At 67.5% G+C, this 26185-nt stretch carries 28 protein-coding genes; 16 read left to right on the top strand and 12 right to left on the bottom strand.

Annotation, left to right across the window (positions count from 1 at the left end):
* The first annotated feature begins 249 nt into the window (after positions 1–249).
* The 8 genes from LGN19_RS30115 to denD all read left to right on the top strand — a co-directional run bounded on the left by LGN19_RS30115 (position 250) and on the right by denD (position 8392).
* A complete protein-coding gene (locus LGN19_RS30115; RefSeq protein ID WP_122947941.1) occupies positions 250–1317 on the top strand; it encodes a GlxA family transcriptional regulator in 1068 nt (355 codons plus the stop codon).
* 190 nt (positions 1318–1507) lie between these two features.
* Complete coding sequence (locus LGN19_RS30120; RefSeq protein ID WP_011354089.1) at positions 1508–2212, top strand: FadR/GntR family transcriptional regulator; 705 nt, start codon at positions 1508–1510, stop codon at positions 2210–2212.
* A 49-nt stretch (positions 2213–2261) separates the two neighbouring features.
* Entirely contained in the window at positions 2262–3152 is an 891-nt protein-coding gene (gene ltnD / locus LGN19_RS30125) for an L-threonate dehydrogenase (RefSeq protein WP_006489132.1), read from the top strand.
* A gap of 19 nt (positions 3153–3171) precedes the next feature.
* Positions 3172–4470 carry a 3-oxo-tetronate kinase gene (gene otnK, locus LGN19_RS30130; RefSeq protein ID WP_226218799.1) on the top strand — a complete coding sequence of 433 codons (1299 nt, stop codon included), beginning with the start codon at positions 3172–3174 and terminating at the stop codon, positions 4468–4470.
* Positions 4467–5105 carry an aldolase gene (locus LGN19_RS30135; RefSeq protein ID WP_175223396.1) on the top strand — a complete coding sequence of 213 codons (639 nt, stop codon included), beginning with the start codon at positions 4467–4469 and terminating at the stop codon, positions 5103–5105. The genes otnK and LGN19_RS30135 overlap by 4 nt, the downstream gene beginning before the upstream one ends.
* Positions 5106–5217: 112 nt before the next feature.
* Positions 5218–6543 (top strand): MFS transporter, encoded by a 1326-nt coding sequence (locus LGN19_RS30140; RefSeq protein ID WP_122947945.1) that lies wholly within the window; start codon positions 5218–5220, stop codon positions 6541–6543.
* Positions 6544–6615: 72 nt separating this feature from the next.
* Positions 6616–7392: a 2-oxo-tetronate isomerase gene (gene otnI / locus LGN19_RS30145; protein ID WP_226218801.1), complete on the top strand. Its 777-nt coding sequence runs from the start codon at positions 6616–6618 to the stop codon at positions 7390–7392.
* 28 nt (positions 7393–7420) lie between these two features.
* Positions 7421–8392, top strand: a complete 972-nt coding sequence (denD, locus tag LGN19_RS30150) for a D-erythronate dehydrogenase (RefSeq protein ID WP_226218802.1) — start codon at positions 7421–7423, stop codon at positions 8390–8392.
* Between the two features lie 49 nt (positions 8393–8441).
* Here the strand turns inward: denD and LGN19_RS30155 are convergent, their stop codons facing one another.
* The 3 genes from LGN19_RS30155 to LGN19_RS30165 all read right to left on the bottom strand — a co-directional run bounded on the left by LGN19_RS30155 (position 8442) and on the right by LGN19_RS30165 (position 11109).
* A complete protein-coding gene (locus LGN19_RS30155) occupies positions 8442–9530 on the bottom strand; it encodes a lysylphosphatidylglycerol synthase domain-containing protein (RefSeq protein ID WP_122947948.1) in 1089 nt (362 codons plus the stop codon).
* On the bottom strand, positions 9527–10696 hold the full coding sequence (gene hpnI / locus LGN19_RS30160; protein WP_226218804.1) for a bacteriohopanetetrol glucosamine biosynthesis glycosyltransferase HpnI: 1170 nt from the start codon (positions 10694–10696) through the stop codon (positions 9527–9529). Before hpnI ends, LGN19_RS30155 begins: the two co-directional genes overlap by 4 nt.
* 62 nt (positions 10697–10758) lie before the next feature.
* On the bottom strand, positions 10759–11109 hold the full coding sequence (locus tag LGN19_RS30165; protein WP_122947950.1) for a hypothetical protein: 351 nt from the start codon (positions 11107–11109) through the stop codon (positions 10759–10761).
* A gap of 294 nt (positions 11110–11403) precedes the next feature.
* Between LGN19_RS30165 and LGN19_RS30170 the strand changes: the two genes are divergently transcribed.
* From LGN19_RS30170 to LGN19_RS30180, 3 genes are all read left to right on the top strand, one after another.
* The gene (locus tag LGN19_RS30170) at positions 11404–12063 is read left to right on the top strand and encodes a response regulator (protein ID WP_122947951.1); all 660 of its coding nucleotides are present in this window, start codon (positions 11404–11406) and stop codon (positions 12061–12063) included.
* A complete protein-coding gene (locus LGN19_RS30175) occupies positions 12060–13502 on the top strand; it encodes an ATP-binding protein (protein ID WP_226218805.1) in 1443 nt (480 codons plus the stop codon). Before LGN19_RS30170 ends, LGN19_RS30175 begins: the two co-directional genes overlap by 4 nt.
* 70 nt (positions 13503–13572) lie before the next feature.
* On the top strand, positions 13573–14100 hold the full coding sequence (locus tag LGN19_RS30180) for a cytochrome b (RefSeq protein ID WP_226218807.1): 528 nt from the start codon (positions 13573–13575) through the stop codon (positions 14098–14100).
* A gap of 268 nt (positions 14101–14368) precedes the next feature.
* Here the strand turns inward: LGN19_RS30180 and LGN19_RS30185 are convergent, their stop codons facing one another.
* Both LGN19_RS30185 and LGN19_RS30190 read right to left on the bottom strand, forming a co-directional pair.
* Positions 14369–14644 (bottom strand): DUF4148 domain-containing protein, encoded by a 276-nt coding sequence (locus LGN19_RS30185; protein ID WP_174961864.1) that lies wholly within the window; start codon positions 14642–14644, stop codon positions 14369–14371.
* Between the two features lie 71 nt (positions 14645–14715).
* Positions 14716–15060: a DUF4148 domain-containing protein gene (locus tag LGN19_RS30190; protein WP_226218808.1), complete on the bottom strand. Its 345-nt coding sequence runs from the start codon at positions 15058–15060 to the stop codon at positions 14716–14718.
* Positions 15061–15301: 241 nt separating this feature from the next.
* On the opposite strand from LGN19_RS30190, the gene LGN19_RS30195 reads away from it, so the two are divergent.
* Positions 15302–15991: an aspartyl/asparaginyl beta-hydroxylase domain-containing protein gene (locus LGN19_RS30195; protein ID WP_226218810.1), complete on the top strand. Its 690-nt coding sequence runs from the start codon at positions 15302–15304 to the stop codon at positions 15989–15991.
* Positions 15992–16089: 98 nt separating this feature from the next.
* Here the strand turns inward: LGN19_RS30195 and LGN19_RS30200 are convergent, their stop codons facing one another.
* Entirely contained in the window at positions 16090–16473 is a 384-nt protein-coding gene (locus tag LGN19_RS30200) for an ASCH domain-containing protein (RefSeq protein WP_226218811.1), read from the bottom strand.
* Between the two features lie 218 nt (positions 16474–16691).
* Here LGN19_RS30200 and LGN19_RS30205 point away from each other — a divergent pair, with 218 nt between their 5' ends.
* From LGN19_RS30205 to LGN19_RS30215, 3 genes are all read left to right on the top strand, one after another.
* Positions 16692–16961 (top strand): MoaD/ThiS family protein, encoded by a 270-nt coding sequence (locus tag LGN19_RS30205; protein ID WP_226218948.1) that lies wholly within the window; start codon positions 16692–16694, stop codon positions 16959–16961.
* Positions 16962–17028: 67 nt separating this feature from the next.
* Positions 17029–18177, top strand: a complete 1149-nt coding sequence (locus LGN19_RS30210) for a WD40/YVTN/BNR-like repeat-containing protein (RefSeq protein ID WP_226218813.1) — start codon at positions 17029–17031, stop codon at positions 18175–18177.
* A 157-nt stretch (positions 18178–18334) separates the two neighbouring features.
* Complete coding sequence (locus LGN19_RS30215) at positions 18335–19057, top strand: hypothetical protein (protein ID WP_226218814.1); 723 nt, start codon at positions 18335–18337, stop codon at positions 19055–19057.
* A gap of 54 nt (positions 19058–19111) precedes the next feature.
* On the opposite strand, the gene LGN19_RS30220 is transcribed toward LGN19_RS30215, so the two are convergent.
* A complete protein-coding gene (locus LGN19_RS30220; RefSeq protein ID WP_226218816.1) occupies positions 19112–20035 on the bottom strand; it encodes a LysR substrate-binding domain-containing protein in 924 nt (307 codons plus the stop codon).
* Between the two features lie 147 nt (positions 20036–20182).
* On the opposite strand from LGN19_RS30220, the gene LGN19_RS30225 reads away from it, so the two are divergent.
* Complete coding sequence (locus tag LGN19_RS30225) at positions 20183–20608, top strand: PACE efflux transporter (RefSeq protein ID WP_226218818.1); 426 nt, start codon at positions 20183–20185, stop codon at positions 20606–20608.
* Positions 20609–20617: 9 nt separating this feature from the next.
* Here the strand turns inward: LGN19_RS30225 and LGN19_RS30230 are convergent, their stop codons facing one another.
* From LGN19_RS30230 to LGN19_RS30250, 5 genes are all read right to left on the bottom strand, one after another.
* The gene (locus LGN19_RS30230; RefSeq protein WP_226218820.1) at positions 20618–21244 is read right to left on the bottom strand and encodes a trimeric intracellular cation channel family protein; all 627 of its coding nucleotides are present in this window, start codon (positions 21242–21244) and stop codon (positions 20618–20620) included.
* 296 nt (positions 21245–21540) lie between these two features.
* Positions 21541–22488, bottom strand: coding sequence for a choline ABC transporter substrate-binding protein (locus tag LGN19_RS30235; protein WP_122947965.1), 948 nt, complete (start codon positions 22486–22488; stop codon positions 21541–21543).
* A 96-nt stretch (positions 22489–22584) separates the two neighbouring features.
* Positions 22585–23583 (bottom strand): GlxA family transcriptional regulator, encoded by a 999-nt coding sequence (locus LGN19_RS30240; protein WP_122947966.1) that lies wholly within the window; start codon positions 23581–23583, stop codon positions 22585–22587.
* Positions 23584–23690: 107 nt separating this feature from the next.
* Positions 23691–24587, bottom strand: coding sequence for a choline ABC transporter permease subunit (choW, locus tag LGN19_RS30245; protein WP_122947967.1), 897 nt, complete (start codon positions 24585–24587; stop codon positions 23691–23693).
* Positions 24580–25749, bottom strand: a complete 1170-nt coding sequence (locus LGN19_RS30250; RefSeq protein ID WP_413227253.1) for a quaternary amine ABC transporter ATP-binding protein — start codon at positions 25747–25749, stop codon at positions 24580–24582. Before LGN19_RS30250 ends, choW begins: the two co-directional genes overlap by 8 nt.
* Between the last annotated feature and the right edge of the window lie 436 nt (positions 25750–26185).

The following is a 26185-nucleotide window of genomic DNA, read 5'->3' on the forward strand; positions in this document are numbered from 1 at the left end:
CAAAGCGTAAAATCGGCCGATAGAACAAAAACGGCATCGGCGTGGGATACCGCCGCCAAGCCCCCCTTCGGCGGCCCCGAAAGTGCGTTTTGGCGATGGTTGGCGACGGAAAACCACAAGTCGGGCCGGAACCGATCAGCGACGCTGGCTACATCCGCGCCGCCCGGCCGCGCCCGACTGCCGTACCCGCATCACCCGTATCAACAGACTGAGTGAGACCGCCCGCCGGGCGTGAAGAGATTGGCCGCGATGACACCTGACGTACCCGCTTCCCCCCTCGCAGAACCCGCGCCGCGGCGTATCCGCTTCGGCATCGTGCTGCTGCCGAACTTCACGCTGACGGCCTTTTCGGGCTTCGTCGACATGCTGCGGCTGTCGGCGGACGACGGCGACTACAGCAAGCCGGTGCGCTGCGCGTGGAGCGTGATCGGCGAGACCCTCGCGCCGGTGCGCGCGAGCTGCGGGATCCAGATCACGCCGTGGGAAACCTTCGACGCGGCCGAGCCGTTCGACTACGTGGTGGTGGTCGGCGGGCTGCTGCATTCGGGGCCGCAGGCGGGCCCCGAGACGCTCGACTTCATCCGCCGCGCGGCGGCGGGCGGCGCGACGGTGGTCGGCATCTGCACCGGCGTGTTCACGCTGATGCGCGCGGGCGTGCTCGACGGGCACCGCACCTGCGTGAGCTGGTTCCACTACTGGGATTTCATCGAGCGCTTTCCGGCCGCCGATCCCGATCTGCTGATCGCCGACCGGCTGTTCGTGATCGACCGGCGCCGCATCACCTGTTCGGGCGGCCGCGCGTCGATCGACGTCGCCGCCGCGATCCTGCTGCGCCACTTCGATCACGCAACCGTGCAGAAGGCGCTGCGCATCCTGCTGGTCGGCGAGATGCAGAAAGGCAATGCGCCGCAGCCGCATCCGCCGGGGCTCGAACCGGCCACGCACCCGAAGGTCAAGCGCGCGATTCTGCTGATGGAACAGCATGTCGGGCGCGCGCTGTCGCTCGACGAGCTCGCAAGCAAGCTCGATTTGTCCACGCGACAGCTCGAGCGGCTGTTCAAGGCCGAAACAGGCAAGAGCCCGCAGGCGTTCGCGAAGCAGGTGCGGCTGCGCACGGCCGCGTGGCTGCTGACCAGTTCCGACCGCACGGTGGCCGATATCGCTTCGAGCTGCGGGTTCGCCGATGCGTCGCACCTCGGGCGCGAGTTCCGCAAGCAGTACGGCGTGCCGCCGGCGACGTATCGGGAACGGGGGGGTGAAGCGGCGGAAGCCGGCGCGGCGATCGCCGCGGATCCCGTCGAGGACATCGCCGACTGACGGCTACGGGCGCCCGCCGCTTTTCCAAACCGATCGCGAATCGACACTCGAACGCATCGGTTTCGGCTCAATTGGAACCGGTTCCAGTCAATTTAACCGACGTTGCCATCCGTTAACCGAGGGTTATCCCGGGTGCTGTCACACCTTCAAATTTGTATGATGACCACATAACCTGACAAACCAGAGCACCATGTTCGAGAAAATTCCCGCCCGTGCGATGAGCGACCATGTCGCGCAGCAACTGCTCAAGCAGATCGAAGTCGGCAGTTTCTCCGCCACCGGCAAGCTGCCGACGGAGGCCGTGCTCGCCCAGGAATTCGGCGTGAGCCGCACCGTGATTCGCGAAGCGATCTCGCGGCTGAAGAACGAAGGCGTGGTCGAGCCGCGCCAGGGCAGCGGCGTGTACGTGAACCAGCACGGCGCGATCCGGCCGCTGCGGATCGACTACGCGGAAGCGGTCGAGGCCACCTCGCTGCCGCACCTGCTCGCGGTGCGCCGTGCGATCGAGGCCGAAGTGGCGGCCGAAGCCGCGTTGAATCACACCGATGAAGACATGGCCGACATCGACGATGCGCTGCGCAAGATCGACGATGCGGTGGCCGAAGGGCGCGACGGCGTCGCGGAAGACGTCGCGTTCCACCGCACGATCGCGGCCGTCACCGGCAACCCGTATTTCCTGAAGACGCTGCAGTTCCTGAACCAGTACCTCGAAGCCGGCGTGAAGGTCACACGGCGCAACGAAGCGACGCGCGAGGACTTCTCGCGCCAGGTGCGCGAGGAACACGCGGCGATCGCCGACGCGATCCGCGCGCGCGACCCGATGGCCGCACGCAACGCGGCACGCACGCACATGTACAACGCCGCCCGCCGTCTCGCGGAAGCCGGCATCTGCTGAACCCGGCGGCGGCCGCGCCGCCCCTCTTCCGAATCGATCAAGGTTGACCATGTCACGAAATGTTGGAGTCATCGGCCTCGGCGCGATGGGCCTCGGCGTCGCCCGCTCACTGCTGCGCGCCGGCCTGCGCGTCCACGCATGCGACGTGCGCGACACCGTGCTGCAGGCGTTCGCCGCCGAAGGCGGCATCGCGTGCGCGACGCCGGCCGAACTCGGCGCGCAGTGCGACGTCGTCGTCACGCTCGTCGTCAATGCCGCGCAGACCGAAACGGTGCTGTTCGGCGAGCACGGCGCAGTCGCGGCGATGAAGCCGGGCGGCGTCGTGATCGCAAGCGCGACCGTCGCGCCCGAATTCGCGGTCGCGCTCGGCGCTCGCATCGAGGCGGCTGGCCTGCAGATGCTCGATGCGCCGGTGTCCGGCGGCGCCGCGCGTGCGGCCTCCGGCGAGATGACGATGATGACGTCGGGCCCGGCCGCCGCGTATGCGGGCTGCGAGGACGTGCTCGCGGCGATCGCCGGCAAGGTCTATCGCCTCGGCGACGCGCACGGCATCGGCTCGAAAGTGAAGATCATCAACCAGCTGCTGGCCGGCGTGCACATCGCGGCGGCAGCCGAGGCGATGGCGCTAGGCCTGCGCGAAGGCGTCGATGCCGACGCGCTGTACGACGTGATCACGCACAGCGCCGGCAACTCGTGGATGTTCGAGAACCGCGTGCCGCACATCCTGAACGGCGACTACACGCCGCTGTCGGCCGTCGACATCTTCGTGAAGGATCTCGGCCTCGTGCTCGATACCGCGCGCCGCAGCAAGTTCCCGCTGCCGCTGTCGGCCACCGCGCACCAGATGTTCATGAGCGCGTCGAGTGCCGGCCACGGCGGCGAGGACGATTCCGCCGTGATCAAGACTTTTCCCGGCATCACGCTGCCGCCCGCCCGCTGATTCGAACGACGCTTCTGCCATGACCGCTTCCGCTTCCCGTCCCCTGCTCGGCTGCATCGCCGACGATTTCACCGGCGCGACCGATCTCGCGAACATGCTCGTGAAGAGCGGCATGCGCACCGTGCAGACGATCGGCGTGCCCGCCGACGGCGCCGCAGACACCACGCTCGACGCCGACGCGATCGTCGTCGCACTGAAGTCGCGCACGATTCCCGCAGCCGACGCCGTCGCGCAATCGCTCGCCGCCTACGAATGGCTGCGCGCGCAGGGCTGCCGCCAGTTCTTCTTCAAGTACTGCTCGACGTTCGATTCGACCGACGCGGGCAACATCGGCCCCGTCGCCGATGCGCTGCTCGATGCGGCCGGCGGCGGCTTCACGATCGCGTGCCCCGCGTTCCCGGAGAACGGCCGCACGATCTATCGCGGCCACCTGTTCGTCGGCGACGTGCTGCTGAACGAATCGGGGATGGAGAATCATCCGCTCACGCCGATGAAGGACGCGAACCTCGTGCGCGTGCTGCAGCGGCAAACGCAGTCGCCGGTCGGCCTGATCCGCTATGACACGATCACGCTGGGCGCGGCCGCCGTGCGCACGCGGATCGAACAACTGCGCGCGGAAGGCGTGCGCTTCGCGATCGCCGACGCGCTGTCGGATCGCGACCTCTACGTACTCGGCGAAGCGTGCGCGGGCCTGCCGCTCGTCACCGGCGGCTCGGGCATCGCACTCGGCCTGCCCGCGAATTTCCGCCGCGCGGAGCAACTGCCCGAGCGCGACAACGCGGCGTCGCTGCCGCGCATCGATGGCCTGTCGGCCGTGCTCGCCGGCAGCGCGTCGAAGGCCACCAACGCGCAGGTCGCCGCCTGGCGCGCCACGCGGCCGAGCTTCCGCATCGATCCGCTCGCGGCCTCGCGCGGCGAACCCGTCGTCGACCAGGCGCTCGCGTTCGCGCGCTCGCATCTGCCGCAGCCCGTGCTGATCTACGCGACCGCGACGCCCGACGAAGTGAAGGCCGTGCAGCAGGCGCTCGGCGTCGACGCGGCCGGCCATCTCGTCGAAACCACGCTCGCGGCGATCGCGCGCGGCCTGCGCGAACTCGGCGTGCGCAAGTTCGTCGTCGCCGGCGGCGAAACGTCCGGCGCGGTGGTGCAGGCGCTCGACGTGAAGTCGCTGCAGATCGGCGCACAGATCGATCCCGGCGTGCCGGCGACGGCCACCATCGACGCGCAGCCGCTCGGCCTCGCGCTGAAGTCCGGCAACTTCGGCACCACGGACTTTTTCGACAAGGCGCTGCGCGCGCTGGACGGAGCCGCACGATGAGCGACGAAGCAAAACTTCGTGAAGAGATCTGCGTCGTCGGCGCGAGCCTGTATGCGCGCGGCCACGCGGTCGGCAGCGCCGGCAACATCAGCGCGCGCCTCGCCGACGGCTGGCTGATCACGCCGACCGACGCGTGCCTCGGCCGGCTCGACCCGAACGACATCGCGAAGGTCGGCCTCGACGGCCAGCCTGTATCGGGCGGCAAGCCGTCGAAGACGCTCGCACTGCATCGCGGCATCTATGCGCGCAATGCCGAAGCAAACGGCGTCGTCCACACGCATTCGACGCACCTCGTCGCGCTGACGCTCGCGGGCGTGTGGCGCGACACCGACGTGCTGCCGCCGATCACGCCGTACTACGTGATGAAGGTCGGCCACGTTCCGCTGATCCGCTACCGCCGCCCTGGCGACCCGGCTGTCGCGGCCGAAGTCGCGGCGCTCGCCGACCAGGTGCGCGGCGTGCTGCTCGAGCGCCTCGGCCCGGTGATGTGGGGGCCGTCGGTGTCGCATGCGTCGTATGCACTCGAAGAACTCGAGGAAACGGCGCGGCTGTGGCTGATGACGCACCCGAAACCCGAGCCGCTCGACGACGCTGCGCTCGACGAACTACGTACCAGCTTCGGCGCGCGCTGGTAACGACGCGCCGCACAACGATTCCCATGCCCGCCGTGTGCGCGGGCCCTTCCGTCAGCACACACACGACCGGCGACGTACGCGCCGCCGGCACACGACATCCTTGGAGACGACGATGACTGCTCTCGACGCGGCTGCAGGCCGCTCGCCCGCCGCGCCCGCCCATGCCGCGGAACTCGACCGCACCTACAAGAAAGTATTCTGGCGCATCGTGCCGTTCCTGATGCTCTGCTACGTGGTCGCGTATCTCGACCGCGTGAACGTCGGCTTCGCGAAGCTGCAGATGTCGCAGGATCTCGCGTTCAGCGAAACCGTGTTCGGGCTCGGCGCCGGCATTTTCTTTCTTGGCTATTTTCTGTTCGAACTGCCAAGCAACATGCTGATGCACCGGATCGGCGCACGCATCTGGATCGCGCGGATCATGATCACATGGGGCCTGCTTTCCGCGTTGTTCGCGTTCGTGAAGACGCCGACGCAGTTCTACGTGCTGCGCTTCCTGCTCGGCCTCGCGGAAGCCGGCTTCTATCCGGGCGTGATCCTGTATCTCACGTACTGGTTCCCGTCGCACCGCCGCGCGAAGATCATCGCGGTGTTCATGTCCGCGATCCCCGTGTCGGGCATCTTCGGCAACCCGCTGTCGGGCTGGATCATGGAGCGCTTCCACGGCGGCTCGGGCTTCCACGGCTGGCAATGGATGTTCATGATCGAAGCCGTACCGGCCGTGCTGGTCGGCATCGCGACGATCCTGTATCTCGACAACAGCATCCGCAGCGCGAAGTGGCTCGACGAGCGCGAGAAGCAACTGCTGGAGGACGAGATCGCCGCGCAACCGCAGGAACAGCAGAAGCACGGCCATTCGCTGAAGGCCGTGTTCTCCGACCCGCGCATGTGGTGGATGTCGCTGATCTACTTCGCGTTCGTCACGGGCCAGTACGGCCTCACGTTCTGGATGCCGACGCTCGTCAAATCGACCGGCATCACCGATACGCTGCAGATCGGCCTGCTGTCGGCCATTCCGTTCCTCGTCGCGATCGTCGTGATGAACCTGTTCGGCCACAGCGCGGACAAGCGCCGCGAACGCCGCTGGCACCTGATCGTGCCGGCGCTGATGGGTGCGGTCGGGTTTGCGGTCGCTGCGTCGTACTCGCACAATACAGCGGTGTCGATCGTGTGCCTGTCGCTCGCGGCGGGCGGCGTGCTGACCTGCGCACCGCTGTTCTGGTCGCTGCCGACCGCGTTCCTCGCAGGCTCCGCGGCCGCGGCCGGGATCGCGATCATCAACTCGGTCGGCAACCTCGCCGGTTTCGCGAGCCCGTACGTGATCGGCTACCTGAAGGACGTCACGCACAGCACGGCGTCCGGCATGTACGTGCTCGCCGCGATGCTCGTGATCGGCGCGATCGCCGTGTGGCTCACGCCCGCGAAACTCGTGAACCGCTGATCTGCCGGATCGGCCGCCATTCGACGCGGGGTGCCGTGCGCCCCGCCCCATTCATTCACCGGACCCGCTGCCATGCCACGCTTCGCCGCCAACCTCTCGATGATGTACACCGAGCACGCGTTCCTCGAACGCTTCGCCGCTGCCGCCTACGACGGCTTCAAGGCCGTCGAGTACCTGTTCCCGTACGACTTCGCTGCCGAGGACATCCGCGCGCGCCTCGACGCGCACGGCCTCGAGCAGGCGCTCTTCAACGCGCCGCCCGGCGACTGGGCCGCCGGCGAGCGCGGGATCGCGTCGCTGCCGGGCCGCGAGGACGAGTTCCGGCGCGGGATCGACCAGGCGCTCGACTACGCGCGCGTGCTCGGCAACAAGAAGCTGCACGTGATGGCCGGCCTGGTCGCGCCGGGCGCGGACCACGCGCGCCATCGCGACACCTACGTGGCGAACCTGCGCCACGCCGCGCAGGCGGCCGCCGCGCACGGCATCACGGTGCTGATCGAGCCGATCAACCAGCGCGACATGCCCGGCTATTTCGTGAGCCGGCAGGACGACGCGCATGCGCTGTGCGCGGACATCGGGGCGCCGAACGTGAAGGTGCAGTTCGACTGCTACCACTGCCAGATCGTCGAAGGCGATCTCGCGATGAAGCTCAAGCGCGATTTCGCGGGCATCGGCCATATCCAGATCGCGGGCGTGCCCGAGCGTCACGAGCCGGATGTCGGCGAACTCAACTACCCGTATCTGTTCGCGCTGATCGACGCGCTCGGCTACGACGGCTGGATCGGCTGCGAATACCGCCCGAAGGCCGGCACGTCGGAAGGGCTCGGCTGGCTCAAGCCTTACCTGTAATTCAAAGCATTCGAAGAGGGCAACTCAAATGAAAGTACTGATCACCGGCGGCGCCGGCTTTCTCGGCCAGCGTCTTGCGCGCAAGCTGCTCGAGCGCGGCGAACTGACCGGCCCCGACGGCCGGAGCCAGAAGATCGACGAGCTGGTGCTGCTCGACGTCGTCGCGGGCAGCGATTTCGGCGACGCGCGCGTGACGTCGATCGTCGGCGACATCGCCGACCGCGCGGTGCTCGACAGCGCGATCGACACCCACACCGGCGCGATCTTCCACCTCGCGGCGATCGTCAGCGGGCAGGCCGAGGCCGATTTCGATCTCGGCATGCGGATCAACCTCGACGCGTCGCGCACGCTGCTCGAAGTGTGCCGCGCGCGTGGCCATCGGCCGCGCGTCGTGTTCACGAGCTCCGTCGCAGTCTACGGCGGCGCGCTGCCGGACGTCGTGCAGGACGACACCGCGCTGAACCCGCAATCGTCATACGGCGCCGAGAAGGCGATCGCCGAGCTGCTGCTGTGCGACTACGCGCGGCGCGGCTTCGTCGACGGCCGCGTGCTGCGGCTGCCGACGATCAGCGTGCGGCCGGGCCGCCCGAACGCGGCCGCGTCGTCGTTCGCGAGCGGCATCATCCGCGAGCCGCTGAACGGCGAGGAAAGCGTGTGCCCGGTGCCCGGTTCGACGCGGCTGTGGCTGCTGTCGCCGCGCGGCGCGATCGAAGCGCTCGTCGCCGGCTGCGAGATCGACAGCGCGCAGCTCGGCAACAAACGTGTGATCAATCTCCCCGGCATTTCGGTATCGGTCGACGAAATGATCGCGGCACTGCGCGAAGTCGCGGGTGACGAAGTCGTGAAGCTGATCCGTCATGTGCCGGACGAGCGTGTCGAGAAGATCGTCGGCAGCTGGCCGGGCCGCTGGGACACGTCGCGCGCGGAGGCGCTCGGGCTGAAGGGCGACACGTCGTTCGCGGACGTGATCCGCGGCCATCTCGCCGACGAACGACGCTGATTCCCCGCGCCGCCCGCCGCGCGTGGCGGGCACGGGCTGCCCGGTCACATCAACGCGGCCGGGCCGATTCCCCGATGGGCAACGTCGCGCGTTTCGTTCCACCCGGCCGGTTCGCCGAACCGGCCGCCCACTGCCACGCCAGCAGGCCCGGCAGATAGAACAGCAGGTCGCGCACACGCCGTGCGCCGGCGAGCGCGAGACAGGTCGGCGGGTCGAACCCGAGCAGCCCGCCGATCAGCACGAACCCGCCCTCCTGCACGCCGAGGCCACCCGGCATCAGAAACGCGATGCTGCTCACGAGCTGGATCAGCGCCTCGATCGCGAGCGCCTGCGCGAAGGTCGGCTCCGCGCCGAGAAAATACAACGCGAGCCAGATTTCCAGCGCATAGCCCACGAACTGCAGCGTCTGCCAGATCACGAGATAGCGCACGACGATGCCGGTCTTTCTCCAGATCATCCGGATCGACTGATCGGTGCGCGCCGATTCGCCGACCAGCGCCACCACCTTGCCGCTCGTGACGCGGTTGAGCACGCGCATCGCGCGTTCGAACGGCCGCGCATGCTGCACCAGCGCGAACAGCAGCAGCACCGGCACCAAGGCGGCCATGCCGATCGCGAGGTTGCCGGCCACCCGCGCGGCATCCGACGACACGTGCTCGAGCACGTAGCCGATCGCGACCAGCGCGAACACCAGCTGGCTGATCAGCGTCAGCTGCATGTCGGCGACGAGGCTGGCCACGACGGTTGCCGGCCGCACGCCCGCCTGCCTCAGCAGGCCGAACGACACGATCTCGCCGCCGATCCGCGCGACCGGCAACAACCCGTTGATCGATTCGCGGATCCACACGAGCTTCAGCATCGTCGCGAATGATGGCCGGCGCGGGCCGCGAATCAGCATCCGCCAGTCCCACGCGTTCGCGAGCATCGGCAGGATGTGCGCCAGTGCCGCGAGCAACAGCCCCGCACCGGCGATCTGCAGGCGATGCAGGATTTCCAGCGGATGCTCGCGCCAGATCAGCCATACGGCGAGCGCCAGCCCGCCCAGCGCCGCCACCTGCCCCACATGGCGCAGCCGCGCGTCGCCCCGTGCGGCGTTCCGCTGCGCGGCATCGGCACCGGGGTTCGTCGGCGTCGTCATGATTCGCTCGCCGGCGACAGCAGGCCTTCCCGGTCGACGTGAAAGCGCGTGCCGCGCCACACGACATGCGACGAGAAGAAGCTCGACACGAACACGAAGAACTGCAGGAGATCGACGAACGGCAGCCAGAGCGCACCACGCAGGCCCGCGCCGGTTGCCCGGCTCGTCTTCAGCATCAGCAGCGCCCGCGCGGCGAGCGCCGCGACCGCCAGCCCGCACGCGGCCGCCGTGCCGCCGGAGAACAGCAGCGCCAGCAGCGCGAGTGGCACCGGATGCATCAGCACCGAGCCGGCATGACCGAGCCGGTCCGCCGCGCGGATCGTGCAACTCCAGCGCAATTCGTGTGCGTACAGCTTGGCGAACGTCTCCTCGACACACGCATGCCCGACGACGAACGGCGGAATGACGACCTGCGCGCCCACCTGCCGCACCGCTTCGCCCAGCGCGTGATCCTCGGCCAGATGATGCGCGAAACGCGCGAGCCCGCCGATGCGCTCGAGCGTCGCGCGCGTGATCGCAATCGTCTGGCCAAAGCATGGCCGTGCGCGCCCGATGAAGAGCCCGGTGATCACGCCCGGCAGGAAATGGTAGTTCGTCATCGCGACGGCGACACCGGGCCAGAAGCCCGGCGATGCGATGCCGCGATACACGCTCGTCACGATGCCGACATCCGGCTGCTGCAGCGCGCCGACGACCGCACGCAAATAATCGCGCTCGACCAGCACGTCGCTGTCGGCGAGACAAAGCACCGAATACTCCGCGTGTTCGAGCATGTTCACGAGATTGGCGATCTTGCGGTTCGGCCCGTACAAGCGCGCATCGGCGACGACCTTGATGTTCGCATCGGGGTAGCGCGCGCGCAGCGTCTCGACGGCTGCGAGGGCTTTGTCGCTCGCATCGTGCACGCCGAACAGGTGCTGGACCGGCCCCGGATAATTCTGTACGAAGAAGCTTTCAAGATGCTGTACGAGTTGCCACTCGTCGCCGTGCAGCGGCTTCGCGACGGTGACGCCCGGATAATCGCGCGGCTGGGCCGCTGCCCGGGAAAAGAACCGGCCGACCAGCACGCTGGCCGTCACCGTGTATGCAATGCCCAACAACACGCCCAGCCCGCAGACGATCGACATTGCCCCGGCCAGCGCGCGCAGCACATGCAGCAAAACCATGCTTCTCCCCAGTGGTGACCCGGACGACCACGACACCCGGGAGCCGCCGCGCGCACGCGGGTTCACCCGTGCGCGCCGCCGTATCGATTCCCGTGGAGCCGGATGTGAAGGACGACCCAGCGACGATACGCGCAATCAGATGACACGACTACCGTACGGCGATCGATTCCTGTCACGCGCACGCAGCCGCATGCGACCGCGGCCCGGAACGCCACGCCGGCAAGCTTGCGGGCCGAAAGGATCGCCGTGGCGACCGCGATGACGGCCCAGACGCGAAACGTCATCGTGGTGAAAAATGCTTCGGGTACGCGCCATGCGAGCAACGACACCAGCACGAAACACTGAATGAACATGCCGGCCAGTGCGGCGACCAGCAAGTGGGCGCGCCATCGCTCGATCGTCGAGAATGCCATGGTGAAAGAATCTCCCGTGCGGACGACACGCGTCGATCGCAGATCGATCGGAGGGGTCGAGGATTGACGGGCAAGCACACACGGCATGTGCCGGACATGCGTGACCCGGTTCGGGATCCGGGGAAGCGAAGAACAACCCGAGAAATGGTGTGGCCGATGGTAGCGGGATTGACGGTGGCGAACCTTAAGCGTTCTTCAGAATCGGGAGAAGCTTGATGCAGCACAATTACAATCCGTTGCACGGCATGCACGGCGGCACTCGTACAATCGCAGGCATCTGCACCCGAATCGACCATGCGACTCCTCCTTGTTGAAGACGACGACCTGATCGGCAGCGGTCTCGAGATCAGCCTGAGTCAGGCCGGCTATCACGTCGACTGGTTGCGCGACGGTCACGCGGCCGCCACCGCGCTCGCGACGACGCGCTTCGCGCTCGTCGTGCTCGATCTCGGCCTGCCGGGGAAATCGGGCACCGAGCTGCTGCGCGCATTGCGCGATGCGGGCGACACGGTCCCCGTGCTGGTGCTGACCGCGCGCGGCACCGTGGCCGACCGGGTCCGCGGCCTCGACGACGGCGCGGACGACTATCTCGCGAAGCCGTTCGAGCTGACCGAGGTGCTCGCCCGTTGTCGTGCGCTCGTGCGCCGTTCGCAGGGCCGCGCCGGCGACGAAATCGTGTGGCGCGACATCACGATCGACCTGACCGCCCACACGGTGACGCGCGATGCATCGCGCATCGCACTGACGTCACGCGAGTGGGCCATCCTGGTTCAGCTCGTCAGCCACCCGGGCGCGCCGCAGTCGCGCGCGCGCCTCGAAGACACCCTGTACGGCTGGCAGGAGGGCATCGAAAGCAATGCAATCGAGGTTCACGTCTCGAACTTGCGCAAGAAACTCGGCGCGGAACTGATCCGCACCGTCCGCGGCATCGGCTACGTTGTCGACCTCGCATGATCTCCCGCTCGATTCGGCGACGCGTGTCGTCGATGGCGCTCGGCTGCGTGACCGTCGTGTGGCTCGTCGCCGTATTCGGCGGCTTCCGTCATGCGACCCGCGAGATCGGCGAATGGGAAGACGCCCGCCTCGTCGAATATGCGTCGCTGCTGGTCAATCTGTCGCCCGCCGACCTCGATCGCTTCGCCCGTCTTCCGCCGGACGCACGCATCGAACTGGGGCGCGGCAATGCGAGTGCCGGCCCTGAAACCGACGGCGATCGACTGCCGCGCGACGTCTTGTTCGAGGTACGCGACGCGCAGGGCCATGTCGTCGCGTCGAGCCTTCCCGCCGAAGCGGTCGGGTTGCCCGACACGCGCAACCCGCGCGGCACCCCCGAGATGATCGTCGTTCGCGGCGCGTCATGGCGCACGCACACTTTGCGCGACGACGCGTCGGGACGCTGGATACGCGTGATGGAGATCGCCAACACGCGCAGCGATCTGGCAACGGGCATCGCGCGCGGCATCGTCCTGCCGCTGATCGTCGCACTCCCGGTGCTGGCGCTGCTCCTCTGGTACCTGATCGGGCGCGGACTCGCGCCGTTGAAGACACTGTCGACGCTGATCGGCGCGCGCGATGCGCGATCGCTCGAGCCGCTCGGCATCGCCACCGTGCCGGACGAGGTGCGCACGCTGGTCGACGCAATCGACCGCCTGCTGGCCAGGCTGCGGCAATCGATCGTGCGCGAACGCGCGTTCACGTCCGACGCCGCGCACGAACTCAAGACGCCGCTCGCCGCGATCAAGATCCAGGCCCAGGTGGCGATCGCGACCAACGATCCGGCGCGCAAGCAACTGGCGATGCAGCGGGTCGTTCAAGGCGTCGACCGCAGCGCGCGGCTCGCCGAACAGTTGCTGCTGCTCGCGCGGCTCGACGAGTACGAACGCATCCCGACGCGCACCGTCGTCGTTCGCGAACTCGTCGACGCCGCCATCGATCGCCATCTCGCGAAGGCATCGGACAAGACCATCGACCTCGTGGCCGGCACCGCAGCCGGACGGGCGATCGAAGCCGATCCGATCCTGATCGGCATCCTGCTCGACAACCTCGTCGACAACGCCATCAAGTATGGCCGCCAGGGCGGTCGCATCGAGATCGGCGTGCACGACGACGGTGCGCGGCAACGCATCGTCGTGCGCGACGACGGGCCGGGCGTCGCGCCCGGCGAGCACGAGCGGCTCGGCGACCGTTTCTATCGCGGCAGCGGCGCGCAGTCGCCCGGCAGCGGGCTTGGGCTGTCGATCGTCACGCGCATCGCCCAGTACTTCGGCGGCACCGTGCAATTCGGGGTCGGCATCGGCGGGCACGGCCTCGGCGTCGCGATTACGCTGCCGTCGGCGGACGCGGGCGGACCGGTGCCGGCCGGCGAACCCGACGAGCGGCCGTCGCGTGCTTAACGTTTCGTTAAGGATACGACCGTAGAATCCACCCGACCGATACCATCTCCGTCGTACGCCAGGAGTCCTCATGTCCACGCCCGCCCGATATGACGCCGTTGCACGCCTTCTTCACTGGCTGATCGTCGCGCTGATCGTTGCGCAATATGCGATCGGCTGGACGATGCCCGACGTGCATCGCGACACGCAGCCCATCGGCCTGATCGCCGCGCACCTGCTCGTGGGCACCGCGCTGATTGCCGCGATGGTCTGCCGCGTGCTGTGGCGCGTGACGCATCGCCCGCCCGCGAGCGACCTGCCGCCCGCGATGCGTGCGCTGTCGGGCGTCACGCATTTCGCGCTCTACGCGCTGCTGATCGCAGTGCCGCTGCTCGGCTGGATCAACGCGTCGTCGCGCGCATGGGGCGTGACGCTGCTCGGGATCGTGCCGTTGCCCGCGCTGTCGGCGGCCGGCTCCGGATTCGGCCACGCGATGGGCGACGTGCACGGCATCCTCGCCTGGGCACTGTTCGGCGGTATTTGCCTGCACGTGGCAGCCGCGCTGGCACACCGCTTCGTGCTGCGCGATCAGGTCGTGCAGCGCATGATGCCCTGGTGATCGCCACGCTGGCGGCACGGCAGGTCATCGCGCGCATGAGCCGGGTGGCCGCCGAGACCGATACTGACTGCCGTTCCGGTTCATCGCACGAATGACCTGCCCGCCCATCTGGCGCGGCTGGCCAGATGATCGCGACGCCGCGCGAAGCGGCGCGCGATGACCGGCACCGCTGCCGGTGCCCTTCTGCCGCGTCGAGCGGCACGAAGGGCTGCCGTACTGCCGTGCCGCGAACACGACGGCCTGAAGTCACACAAGACCATGGCGGCACCTAGTTGCCGGTCTGCGCCGGCGTAGCGGGCGCCGGTGCATGCGCGGCGGCAGCCGCCATCCTCGCCCGGTCCTGCTCGGCAAGCTTCGCTTCTGCCGCCTGGATGTCCGCCGGATACTCCCCTTCGTCCCCCTTCGCCGGGTCATATCCGGCTGCCTCCAGGCGTATCAATTCGTCGCGCACCTGCGCACGCGTCAGCGGCGCGGCCGATTGCGCGAAAGCCGACTGACCGACGATCGCTCCGATCATCGTCAGGACTGCGACATATGTTTTCATCATGAACTCCTTCAATGTTCCGTATCGATCAACCGTATCGAATGCCTGACCTGCGCACGCAGGCGGCTGCGTCAGCTCCCGAAATAGATCGAGCAGAAGCTCGCGGGGCCGACGCACGCGGCAGATCGTTGGCGCGGCGGCATCGTCGCCGGCTTGCCCGCTTCGGAGGCGGCGGCCGGATCGCTGCCGACCGCCGTGCTGGCCTGATGCTGCGGCACCTGTTCGGCCTGCCGCTGGAATAGCGGGCTCACGTCCGGATACGACGTATCGGTCACGAAGCGCAGCCCGTTGTTTTCGGCGTCGATCAGTTGCTGCCTGACCTGCGCGCGCGTCAGTGCCTGTGCCGACGCTTGCGGCGCGATACCCGCGAGAGAAATCGCCGCCACGGCGGCGGCCACCAGCCAATGCGTATTCATGTTCCACTCCTTGAGAAGTCAACGAGACGACGTGCTACACCCGTATGACGACGGAGCGCGTGCATTTATTCCCGCGCGTCGCGGCCCGAGCCGCGCGGTTTCTCCGGCGCCGGGAGCGCTCGGGACGGACGTTCATGAAACTGTCATTCTTTCGTCAGCCGGCGTAACCTGACGTAACGCAGCGCCCGCCGCGCTTCGGGCAGACTGACGTCATCCCTTACGGATCGCCCTTCGATCGACCATGTCCGTCGCTTACGACTATGCAGCCGGCCTGCTGCGCACGCTGTACGACCGCCATCTCGACGGCGGCGCAGTGCTCGACACGGCCGCGTTTCCCGACGCCGAGCGTTTCGTCCGGGCGTGGACCGACATCCAGCAAGAGGCATTCGCCGTGGCGCGCGACATGCCGCGCATCCCGCGCTTTCACGAGATCATGCGCGAGCAGTACGACATCTCGGCCAACGACGCCCGCGACTGGCGGATGTTCATCATGCAGGCGTACGGCCAGCCGTTCCCGCGCAACCTGTCGCGCTGCCCGACCATCGAGTCGATCGTCGCGGCGTCGCCGGACGTGTTGTCCGCATCGCTGTCGTTCCTCGCACCCGGCAAGCACATTCCCCCGCATCGCGGGCCGTTTCGCGGCATCCTGCGCGGCTATCTGGTGCTGTCGATGCCGAAGCGCGCGGACGGCACGCCGGCCGCCGTGCTGAAGATCGACGGCCACGAATACCGGCTCGACGAGGGGCGTTTCCTGCTGTGGGACGACACGTTCATGCACGAGGTGTGGAACGACAGCGACGAAGTGCGGATCGTGCTGCTGCTCGATATCCGCCGGCGCGGAATGCCGCGCCTGCTCACGTGGTTGTCGAATGCGGTGATTGGCGTCGTGCGGCTCGGGATCAGGATTCGCGGGCGGTCGATTCCGGTTTAGCGCACGTCACCGGCGCGCGCCCGGTGACCATTCGTTTCGCGACCGCCCTGTCTCGTGACGAGAAGGAACTCAGCGCAGCCCGGATGCAGACGCAATCATCAGGACACCTTGCCGGAGCCATCCGCCAACGCATAGATGCCGCGCCGGGCGACACACGAAAAAGGCGGATCGATCGCCCGCACATTCGTCAGTTCCCAGCATACGTACCCGGCACACCATTGCTTGCCTTGCGCGCGGGCTTCATCAGGCGTCCAGTCGTGTACCCCCACCACGTCGACCAACGCGAGCGCGATACCGTCTGGATCCTCCTGGCCGTCCTGTCGCAGGAAGATCGTGTTCTGCACCAGCACGAGATCGCATAGCGGTAGGGCCGGCGGCGCCCACGACCGGATTTCCACCTGCTTGCGGCCCGCAACGATATCGTCGACGGCGGGTTTGACGATCGACAGCGCGGATCGCGGCATGGCAAGGGTTTCCTTCATTGGTGAATGGAGCGTGTGTGACCGTCGATCGGCATCGCGGCCGAATCCGGCATGCGATGACGATCCGGGCAGGATTGTTGCCGAATCGCCGGATCGTGTCGACCGGGACGGATCCGACTCGCCGGCGCACCGCGACTACGCAACGCCACCGTTCCGCCCCCGATGGATCGCCTAAACTACAGACCGTCCCCTCCGCGCGGCTCCTGCCAGCCACCGCCATGGCGCACCTCTTCTTCGCCGCTTCGATCCAGCGGCATATCGAAACGCCCGAGCGCGAAATCGACGCCCTCACGCTCGGCGAAGCATTCGACACCGTTTTTGGTGAGCAGCCGCGACTGCGCGGCTACATCCTCGACGACCAGGGTGCGCTGCGCAAACACCTGTCGGTGTTCATCGACGGCCAGCCGATACGCGACCGGCAACATCTGTCCGATGTGCTCGGCGACGCCAGCCGGGTCTATGTCGTGCAGGCGCTGACGGGCGGATAAAGGAACTTGCACATAAGCGCCGATCCAGTGCCAGAACATCAGGTCGGGCCATCAGGAGACATCGCACATGAACGATCGACTGCTCGTCGCCACCCGCAAGGGCCTGTTCGTCCTGCAACCCGACCGCCACGGCGGCTGGACGCCCGGTGAGCCGCACTTCGCGGGCGAGCCGGTCAGCATGGCGCTCGCCGACCCGCGCGACGGCACGCTGTATGCGGCGCTGAACCTCGGTCATTTCGGCGTCAAGCTACATCGCAGGCAGACTGGGGCCGCCGACTGGGAAGAATGCGCGGTTCCCGTCTATCCGCCGCAACCCGCCGACGCCCCACCTGCCAGCACCCGCGTGAGTGCCGGCACCGGCGACGCGGACGACGCCCCTCCCCGCCCGCCGCAACCGCCGTGGACGCTTCAGCAGATCTGGTCGCTCGAAGCCGGCGGCGCCGACGAGCCGGGCGTGCTGTGGGCTGGCACGATTCCCGGCGGGCTGTTCCGCTCCGACGACGGCGGCAGTTCCTGGGTGCTCAACCGGGCATTGTGGGATCGCCCGGAGCGCGCCGAATGGGGCGGCGGCGGATACGATGCGCCGGGCATCCATTCGGTGATGGTCGATCCGCGCGACAGCCGGCACGTGACGGTCGGCATCTCGTGCGGCGGCGTCTGGCAGACCGCCGACGGCGGCGCGACGTGGCGTGTGACCGCCGACGGCATGGAAGCCGACTACATGCCGCCCGAGCGGCGCGGCGAACCCAACATGCAGGATCCGCACCGCGTCGTGCAGTGCGCGGCCAACCCGGACGTGCTGTGGACGCAGCATCACTGCGCGATCTTCCGCTCGACCGATGGCGCCGAACACTGGCGGCGCATCGAGGCGCAGCCTTCGAGCTTCGGCTTCGCGGTGGCCGTACACCCGCGCGAGCCGGATACCGCGTGGTTCGTGCCGGCCGTGAAGGACGCATGCCGGATTCCGGTGAACGGCCGGTTCGTCGTCACGCGCACGCGCGACGGCGGGCGCAGTTTCGAGCAGTTCACGAACGGGTTGCCGGCCGCACCGGCGTACGACCTCGTGTATCGGCACGGGCTCGCGGTGGACGATTCGGGCACGCGCCTCGCGATGGCGTCGACGACTGGCGGGTTATGGACGTCCGACGATGGCGGGGAAAACTGGCGGCTGGTGTCTGCGCATTTGCCGCCGGTTTATTGTGTGCGGTTCGGGTGACGACGGGCGACGGGCCGGTTGACGGCACGCTCCGGGCCTTCGAAGCCGACGCAAAATGCGGTGGCCCGCTCGTCGGCACACCGCGCCTTCGCACGCCGCCCGATCGGCCAGCCGAATCGCTTACACTGCACGCCCGGCCTCTCATCCCCCTGTCGCCATGCGATTTCTCCGGTCGTTTCCCGGGCGTTTCGACGCTGCGCCGCGCAGCCTGCGCGCGCTGCTTGCGTTCACCGTCCTCGCCGCCTCCACCGCACATGGCGCCGCGCCGACCAACACGACCGACGATCCGTGCGGCAAAGTCGACACCGGCTACACACTCGACGACAGCATCCGCGGCGCGTTCGGCTCGACCCAACCGGTCACCGCCTGCATCGACGTGCTGCGCGGGCAACCCGACGGCCCGCGACGCCTGCGCATCTTCGTCGACGGCAAGCGCGTACTCACGAACGACTCGATCGCGATGGGGCCGGGCGACGGCGGCATGATGGGCGATCCGTACCAGCCGCTCGACATCAGCCATGGTTCGCTGCTGGTGCGGAATAACGGCGGCAGTTCGATGCGCTGGGGCGAAACCTGGCGCGTGACGACGCGCAACGGCCAATGGATCGTCGCGGGATGGGATGAGGACAGTTGGGACTTCCGCTGGGACGGCAGCGGCAGCACCGAATCCCATACGAGCGTCAATGCATTGACGGGAGACGTGCACGACAGCAATGCGCCGATCCCTGGCGACGCAACGCCCGCGAAACGCGCCGTCCGCCGCACCTGCAAGCTGCCCGACGCATGGCGCAGCCCGGCCGTCGCGCAGATCGCAGCGATACGCGACCGAAGCTGGCGTTGCGACGCGAAGCTCGCAACGCCGATACGCCCCGGGGAATGACCGGAGCGGCACACCCGCCCGCGCATGACGAGCGATGCGGCCATGCGGTCCCGCTCAGCCCCCTCCCGCCATCCGCGCCACCGCCTCCCGCGTCTGCGCAATTTCCGCTTCGAGCCAGTCGAGAAACGACCTGACCTGCGGCTCCCGCTCCCGCCCCGGCCGGCACAGCGCGACGAAGCGCGCGCCGTCGAGCCGCACCGACGGCTCGATCGGCATCAATGCCCCATGCGCGACATGCTCGGCAGCCAGCACGGAGCTGAGCAGCGCGATGCCCTGCCCGTGCAGGACCGCCTGCAACGCGTAATGCTCGTCGTCGTAGTGGCGAAACACCGCGCGTTCGAGCCACGATTCGCGACCGGCCGCGCGACACCACGACGCCCAGTCGACCGACACCGGCAGCGGCGTGTCCCACACGGTCTCGATCAGGTCGAGCGGCTCGTCCGTGCGATGCGCGTCGAATCCGGCGGCCGCATACGCGCCGAAATACTCGTCGATCAGCGCCATCTCGTTTAGCGCGGGAAACGTGCGCGACGTCGCGCGAATCGCAAGATCGATCCGCGCATCGCGTTCAAGATCGGCGAGCGTGTTGCCGGTTTCGACCTTGATGTGCAGGTGCGGATCGACATGACGAAACCGGCCGAGGCGCGGAATCAGCCACATCGCGGCAAAGGCGGGCGTGGTGGTCAGCACGAGCGTGCGCTCGCCGATCGCTTCGGGCCGCACCGCATCGAGCCCGCGACTCAATGCGAGCAGTGCATCGTGACTCGCGCGAAACAGGCGCTCGCCTTCGTCCGTGAGCCGCACGCCGCTCGCGCCGCGCTCGAACAGCAGCACGCCGAGCCGGGTTTCGAGCGACTTGATCTGGTGCGACACGGCGGCCGGCGTCACGGACAGTTCGTCCGCGGCGGCCTTGAACGCGCCGAGCCGCGCCGACGACTCGAATACACGCAATGCAGTCAGGGGGATTTTCGAGAACACGGGGCCTCGCGGGCCGGATGCGGCCGGGTTGAATTCGATTCAATCGGGGTGAGATTAGGTGAATTGAAGCGGGCGTGCAACGCGGGTAGCTTTGCGGGACGTCGCGGCACCGTGCCGCGGCGCGTGTCGTCGAACCGGAGAAACAACGTGCAAGGCCTACCGCGCAGGATCACGCAGGCGGTGCTCTACGAAGCGATCGCCATTTCCTGCATCTCGCCCGTGATCGCGGCGATCTTCAAGCAGGATCTCGTCTATTCGGGGGCACTGTCAGCGACGATGTCGGCGATCGCTATGCTGTGGAACCTGCTCTTCAACGCGCTGTTCGAGCGCTGGGAAGCGTCGCGGCGGCAGCCGGCGCGCACGCTCGGGCGGCGGATCCTGCATGCTACCGGATTCGAAGGCGGGCTGATCTTCATCCTCGTGCCCGTCGTGTCGTGGTGGCTCGACATCTCGTGGCTCGACGCGTTCGTCGTCGATATCGGACTGTTCGCGTTCTTCTTCTGCTACGCGTTCGTGTTCCAGTGGGCGTTCGATCGCATCTTCGACGTGCCGGCGGCGACGAAGGGGGCGTGAGCCGAACGCTCACGCGCCCGTGGCAATTTTCGGCAATTGCCAGCCGAAGCGCACCGCCGCCATCCGCAGCGCAAAGCAGGCGACGCCGCCCAGCACGGCCGCAACGATCGGCGGACAACCGAGCCGCCTGCACGACACGACGCACACCGCGCCGAGCAGCGCCGCGCTCGCATAGATGTCCGTGACCAGCACGACCGGCACCCGCGCGAGCAGCACATCGCGCACGACGCCGCCACCGCAACCGGTCACGGCGCCCATCAGCGTCGCAATGAACGGGTGAACCCGGAATTCGAGCGCCTTCACCGCGCCCGCGACCGCGAACAACGCGAGGCCGGCCGCATCGAGCGTCGTGAGCAGCGATGGCGAGAACGTCGCGACCCGCGCGTGAAACACGAACGCGAACAGCCCGGATGCGAACGCAAGTGCCGGATAGCGCCAATCGCTCACGGCGCTCGGCGGCCGTGCGCCGATCAGCAGATCGCGGATCACGCCGCCGCCGAGCGCAACGACGAGCGACAACACCATGACCCCGAACAGGTCGAGTCCGGCACCGATCGCCGCATTGGCGCCCTCGATCGCGAACACCACCGTGCCCGCGAGATCGGCGGCGAGCACGACTTGCTCGATGCGCTTCATGCGAAAGGACTGCCGGGGTGCGGCATCATCCGGCGGCCGTGCGTGTCGACACGGGTGGACGCTCCGTTCAGTCGCCTGCCGCCTTCCTGCCGCCATCCGGATACATCACGCATGTTGCGGATCATGACCGCCTCCTCGATCGGGATCGGGCAGTCTAGCGCATCGTTCGTTCACTGTCGGGTCGCGCGTGCAGCCGAATGCAAAAAGCCGGCGGAAGCAGGATGGGTGTCCTGCTTCCGCCGGCTCGAAAGCACGTCGGGCCTCCAGTCAGGACCGTGAAGCCCCGAACACCTCGCTCAATGCACGCCGAGATACGCCTTCACCGCCGGCAGGCCCGGCTTGCCGTCGAGCGTCGTCACGCCGGCGAGCCACTTGTCGAGCGCCTGCGGGTTCGCCTTCAGCCACTCGGTCGCCGCCTTGTTCGGATCTTCCTTGTTCATGATCGGCACCATCACGTGGTTCTCGATCGTCGTCGTGAACTGCAGGTTCGACACGAACTTCGCGACGTTCGGGCAGCGCTGCGAGTAGTCGGGCGGCGTCGCCGTCAGCACCTTCGCTTCGCCGTAGTTCGGGCCGAACACGTCGTCGCCGCCGCTCAGGTAGTCGATCTTCATCTGCACGTTCATCGGATGCGGTTCCCACCCGAGGAACACGATCCACTGCTTGTCGCGGATCGCGCGATTCACCTCGACCAGCATCCCGGCCTCGCTCGACTCGACCATCTTGAACTTGCCGAGACCGAACTGGTTGCCGTCGATCATCTTCTTGATCAGCAGGTTGCCGTCGTTGCCCGGTTCGATCCCGTAGATCTTGCCGTTCAGCTTGTCCGCGTACTTTTGAATATCCGCGAACGACTTCAGGCCGCCCTGGTACACGTAGTCGGGCACCGCAAGCGTGTATTTCGCGCCGGTCAGGTTCGGCGTCGAAAGCACCTTGATCTGGCCGGCCTTCGTGAACGGCTGGATGATCGGGTCCATCGTCGGCGACCAGTAGCCGAGGAACACGTCGATCTGCTTGCTCTTGATGCCGGCGAACGTGATCGGCACCGATGCGATCGTCTTCGTCGGGTTGTAGCCGAGGCCCTGCAGCATCGTCGATGCGAGGCCCGTGGTCGCCGCGATGTCGGACCAGCCGACATCCGCGAAGCGCACGTTCTTGCACACGGGCGGGTCGGCCGCATAGACGGCCGACATCGGCGCGGTTATCCCGATCCCGCACACCGCTGCGATCAATAGGCGCTTCATCTTGCTTCTCCTCAAAGTGATGTCGTTTGCTTGAATGCGGGATCGTTTATTGAAGCCGCGCGCCGCGATCCCGGCGGCGTCGTGGAATAGGGTCGGTCAGCGCCCCGGCAACCGGCGCTCGTAGCTCGGCGCGTGGCCGAACTGCGCACGGTAGGCCTTGCTGAAATGGCAGGGCGAATGAAAACCGCAGACCGTCGTCACGCGCGCGATCGACGCATCGGTCGTGCGCAGCAGGTCGCGCGCGCGCTTCAGGCGCAGCGTCAGGTAATAGTGGGTCGGCGACACGTTCAGGTACACCTTGAACATCCGCTGCAGGTGCCGCTGCGACAGCCGCACGAGCCGCGCGAGCTCTTCGAGCGACAGCGGCTCCTCGATGTTCGCCTCCATCAGCCGCACGACCTCGATCAGCTCCGCGCGCGAGAAGCCGACGCGCGCATCGACCGGAATCGGCTGCGTATCGGTCGAGCTGCGGATGCGCTCCAGGATGAACTGCTCGGAGACCTGCGCGGCCAGCTGCTGGCCGAACCGCATGCCGACGAGGTTCAGCATCAGGTCGAGCGGCGCGGTGCCGCCGGTGCAGGTCAGCCGGTCGCGGTCGACGACGAACAGTTCATCGGCGAAACCAACTTGCGGAAACTCGGCATGCAGCGCGGACAGGTTCTCCCAGTGCACGGTGCAGCGATAGCCGTCGAGCAGCCCGCTCGACATCAGCGCATACGCGCCGGTGCAGATGCCGCCGAGCGGCAGACCGCGTTCGGCGAGCGCCGCGAGCGTATCGCGTGCGCCTTCGTCGACCACGTCGCGGATGCGGATGCCGCCGCATACGATCATCACGTCGGGCAGGTTCGTGTAGTCGAGCGCCTGCGTGGGCCGCACCGCGATGCCGTTGCTGGCGTGCACCGGACTCCCGTCGAGCGAGTAGATCGACCACCGGTAGTGATCGTCACGCCCGACATAGTTCGCCATCCGAAGCACTTCGACGGCGCTCGAAAACGCGATCATCGAGAAGTTCGGCAGCGTCAGGAAGCCGAAATGGGCGAGGGACGAAACCGGTGAAACGCAGGCAGCGGGCGCGACAGCGACGGCGGACGTCACATCGGTCTCCTGGCGAGGAGGTTGCAGGGGGCCAGCCCCGCGGCGCAAGCCGCGGAGGCCGTTATCTATATTCAGGGCGAGCGGCCGGGGATTCCGGCCGCCGGAGGTCAGGCCTGTGCGGGTGCGGCCTTCACGCGAAACAGCTGCTTGAGGCCGGAGAACAGCGGCGCCTTCACGGTGCCCGGCGCGCGACCGAAGCTTTCGGTGATGCGGTCGAGAATGATCGCGAGCAGCACGACCGACAGACCGCTTTCGAAACCGAGGCCGATGTCGAGGCGCTGGATACTGGCGAGCACGTCGTTGCCGAGGCCACCCGCGCCGACCATCGACGCGATGATCACCATCGACAGCGCCATCATGATCGTCTGGTTCACGCCCTGCATGATCGACGGCAGCGCATTCGGGAACTGCACCTTGTACAGCAGCTGCCACGGCGTGCAGCCGAAGGCCTGGCCGGCTTCGACGATCTCGCGGTTCACGTGGCGGATACCGAGGCTCGTCAGGCGCACCGCAGGCGGCATCGCGAAGATCACCGTCGACAGGATCCCCGGCACGCGGCCGAGACCGAACAGCATCGCGGCCGGAATCAGGTAGACGAACGCGGGCATCGTCTGCATCAGGTCGAGGATCGGGCGCACGATCGCGGCCACCCACTTGCTCTTCGCAGCCCAGACGCCGAGCGGGATGCCGAGCACGAGGCTGATGATCGTCGACGACAGCGTGAGGCCGAGCGTGATGACGGTCTGATCCCAGAAGCCCGTCGCGAAGATCAGCAGCAGCGACGCGGTGGTGAACAGCGCGAAGCGCCAGCCCACCCGCCACAGCCCGACGCCGATGAAGATCGCCATCATCATCCACATCGGGATCGCCTGCAGGCTGTGCTCGACGAATGCCGCGAGCCCCTCGATCGCCTGACCGATCGCGTCGAACGTCTTGGCGTCGTGGTCGAGGAGGTAGTGAACGGACTGGTCGACCCAGGTACCGAGCGGAATCATTTCAGACATGGGAACCTCGCGAACGCGTGATGGCCTTCAGGATGAGCGCACGATCGACCGAGCCGCAGTAGCAGCCGTCGTCGTCGACGACAGGCAGTGCATTCGGGCTCGCGACCACACGCGCGACGACATGTTCGAGCGACGCATCGCGCCGGATGCTTTCGATCGGCCGCACGGACGGCGTGGCCTGACCGATCGCATCGCGCGTGACGAAGCCGCGGATCTTGCGTGCGGCGTCGAGCACGAACGCGTATTCGGCACTGCCGTTCAGCGTCGCCGCGACGTTCGCGGCATCGCACTTCGACACGATCGGCACGGCGCCCGTCTGCATCAGGTCGCCGGCCGTGAGATAGCGGCTGGTGTCGATGCCGTCGAAGAACGCGCGCACGTAATCGTCGGCCGGGTTCGCGATGATGTCCTGCGGCGTGCCGACCTGCACGAGCCGGCCGCCTTCCATGATCGCGATGCGGTTGCCGATGCGCAGCGCCTCCTCCAGATCGTGCGACACGAACATGATCGTGCGGCGCTGTTCCTTCTGCAGTTGCAGCAGCACATCCTGCATTTCCCGGCGCTTGAGCGGATCGAGCGCGGAGAACGCCTCGTCCATGATCATCAGCGACGGGTTCACGGCCAGCGCGCGGGCGAGGCCGACGCGCTGCTGCATCCCGCCCGACAGCTCGGACGGCAGCTTGTGCGCGAACGGCGCGAGGCCGACCTGCTCGAGCACTTCCATCGCGCGGCGCTCGCGTTCCTTCTTGCTGACACCCGCGACTTCCAGGCCGAACGCGGCGTTCGACACCACGGAGCGATGCGGCATCAGCGCGAACGACTGGAACACCATGCTCATGTCCTTGCGGCGCAGCGCGGTCAGCGCCGAGCGGCGCGCCGACGCGACGTCGAGCCCGTCGATCATCACCTTGCCGGCGCTCGGATCGACCAGCCGGTTCACGAGGCGGATCAGCGTCGACTTGCCGGAGCCGGACAGGCCCATCAGCACGAAAATTTCGCCTTCCTGCACATCGAAGGAGACGTTGTGCACGCCGACGACCTGACCGGTGCGCTTGAGCACCTCGTCCTTCGTCGCGCCGGCGGCGAGCATGTCGAGCGCCTGCTGCGGGTTGCTTCCAAACACCTTGCACAGACCTTCGACCACGACCTTGGGGGCATCCATCGAAACCTTCTCCTCGTGTAGCGGGGACTCGCGCTTGTCTTAGCGTGCCTACATAGTTGCCAGAAAAAACCCCGACCTGCCGACGAATTACGACAAACGCTTGCGCAAATACGACACGGCCTCCAGCCCCGCCAGGCGGGCCGCAGCACGCGGCGGCACGCAATTGCGGCGGTGCAATACGCGCACGGCCAGCAACGGCGGGCATCGCACATCGGACTTGTGCGCAGCAGCGCAGCGCGGATCGCGTCGCGTTTTGCGCCGATTCGCATCGGGCGCGCGTCGCTTTACGACAATTTCACGTCCGATCACGCGTCGATCTGCTCAGACGAAAGCGCACGGCGTTCACCCATAAAAAGCATGACCGTGCAAAAAGCCGCGCGACGACACCGGACGGCGCACGCCGCGATACCGCGCCAACCCTGGGAATCCGTGACGG

This window comes from Burkholderia sp. AU30198 (assembly GCF_020419825.1).
Classification (GTDB): Bacteria; Pseudomonadota; Gammaproteobacteria; order Burkholderiales; family Burkholderiaceae; genus Burkholderia.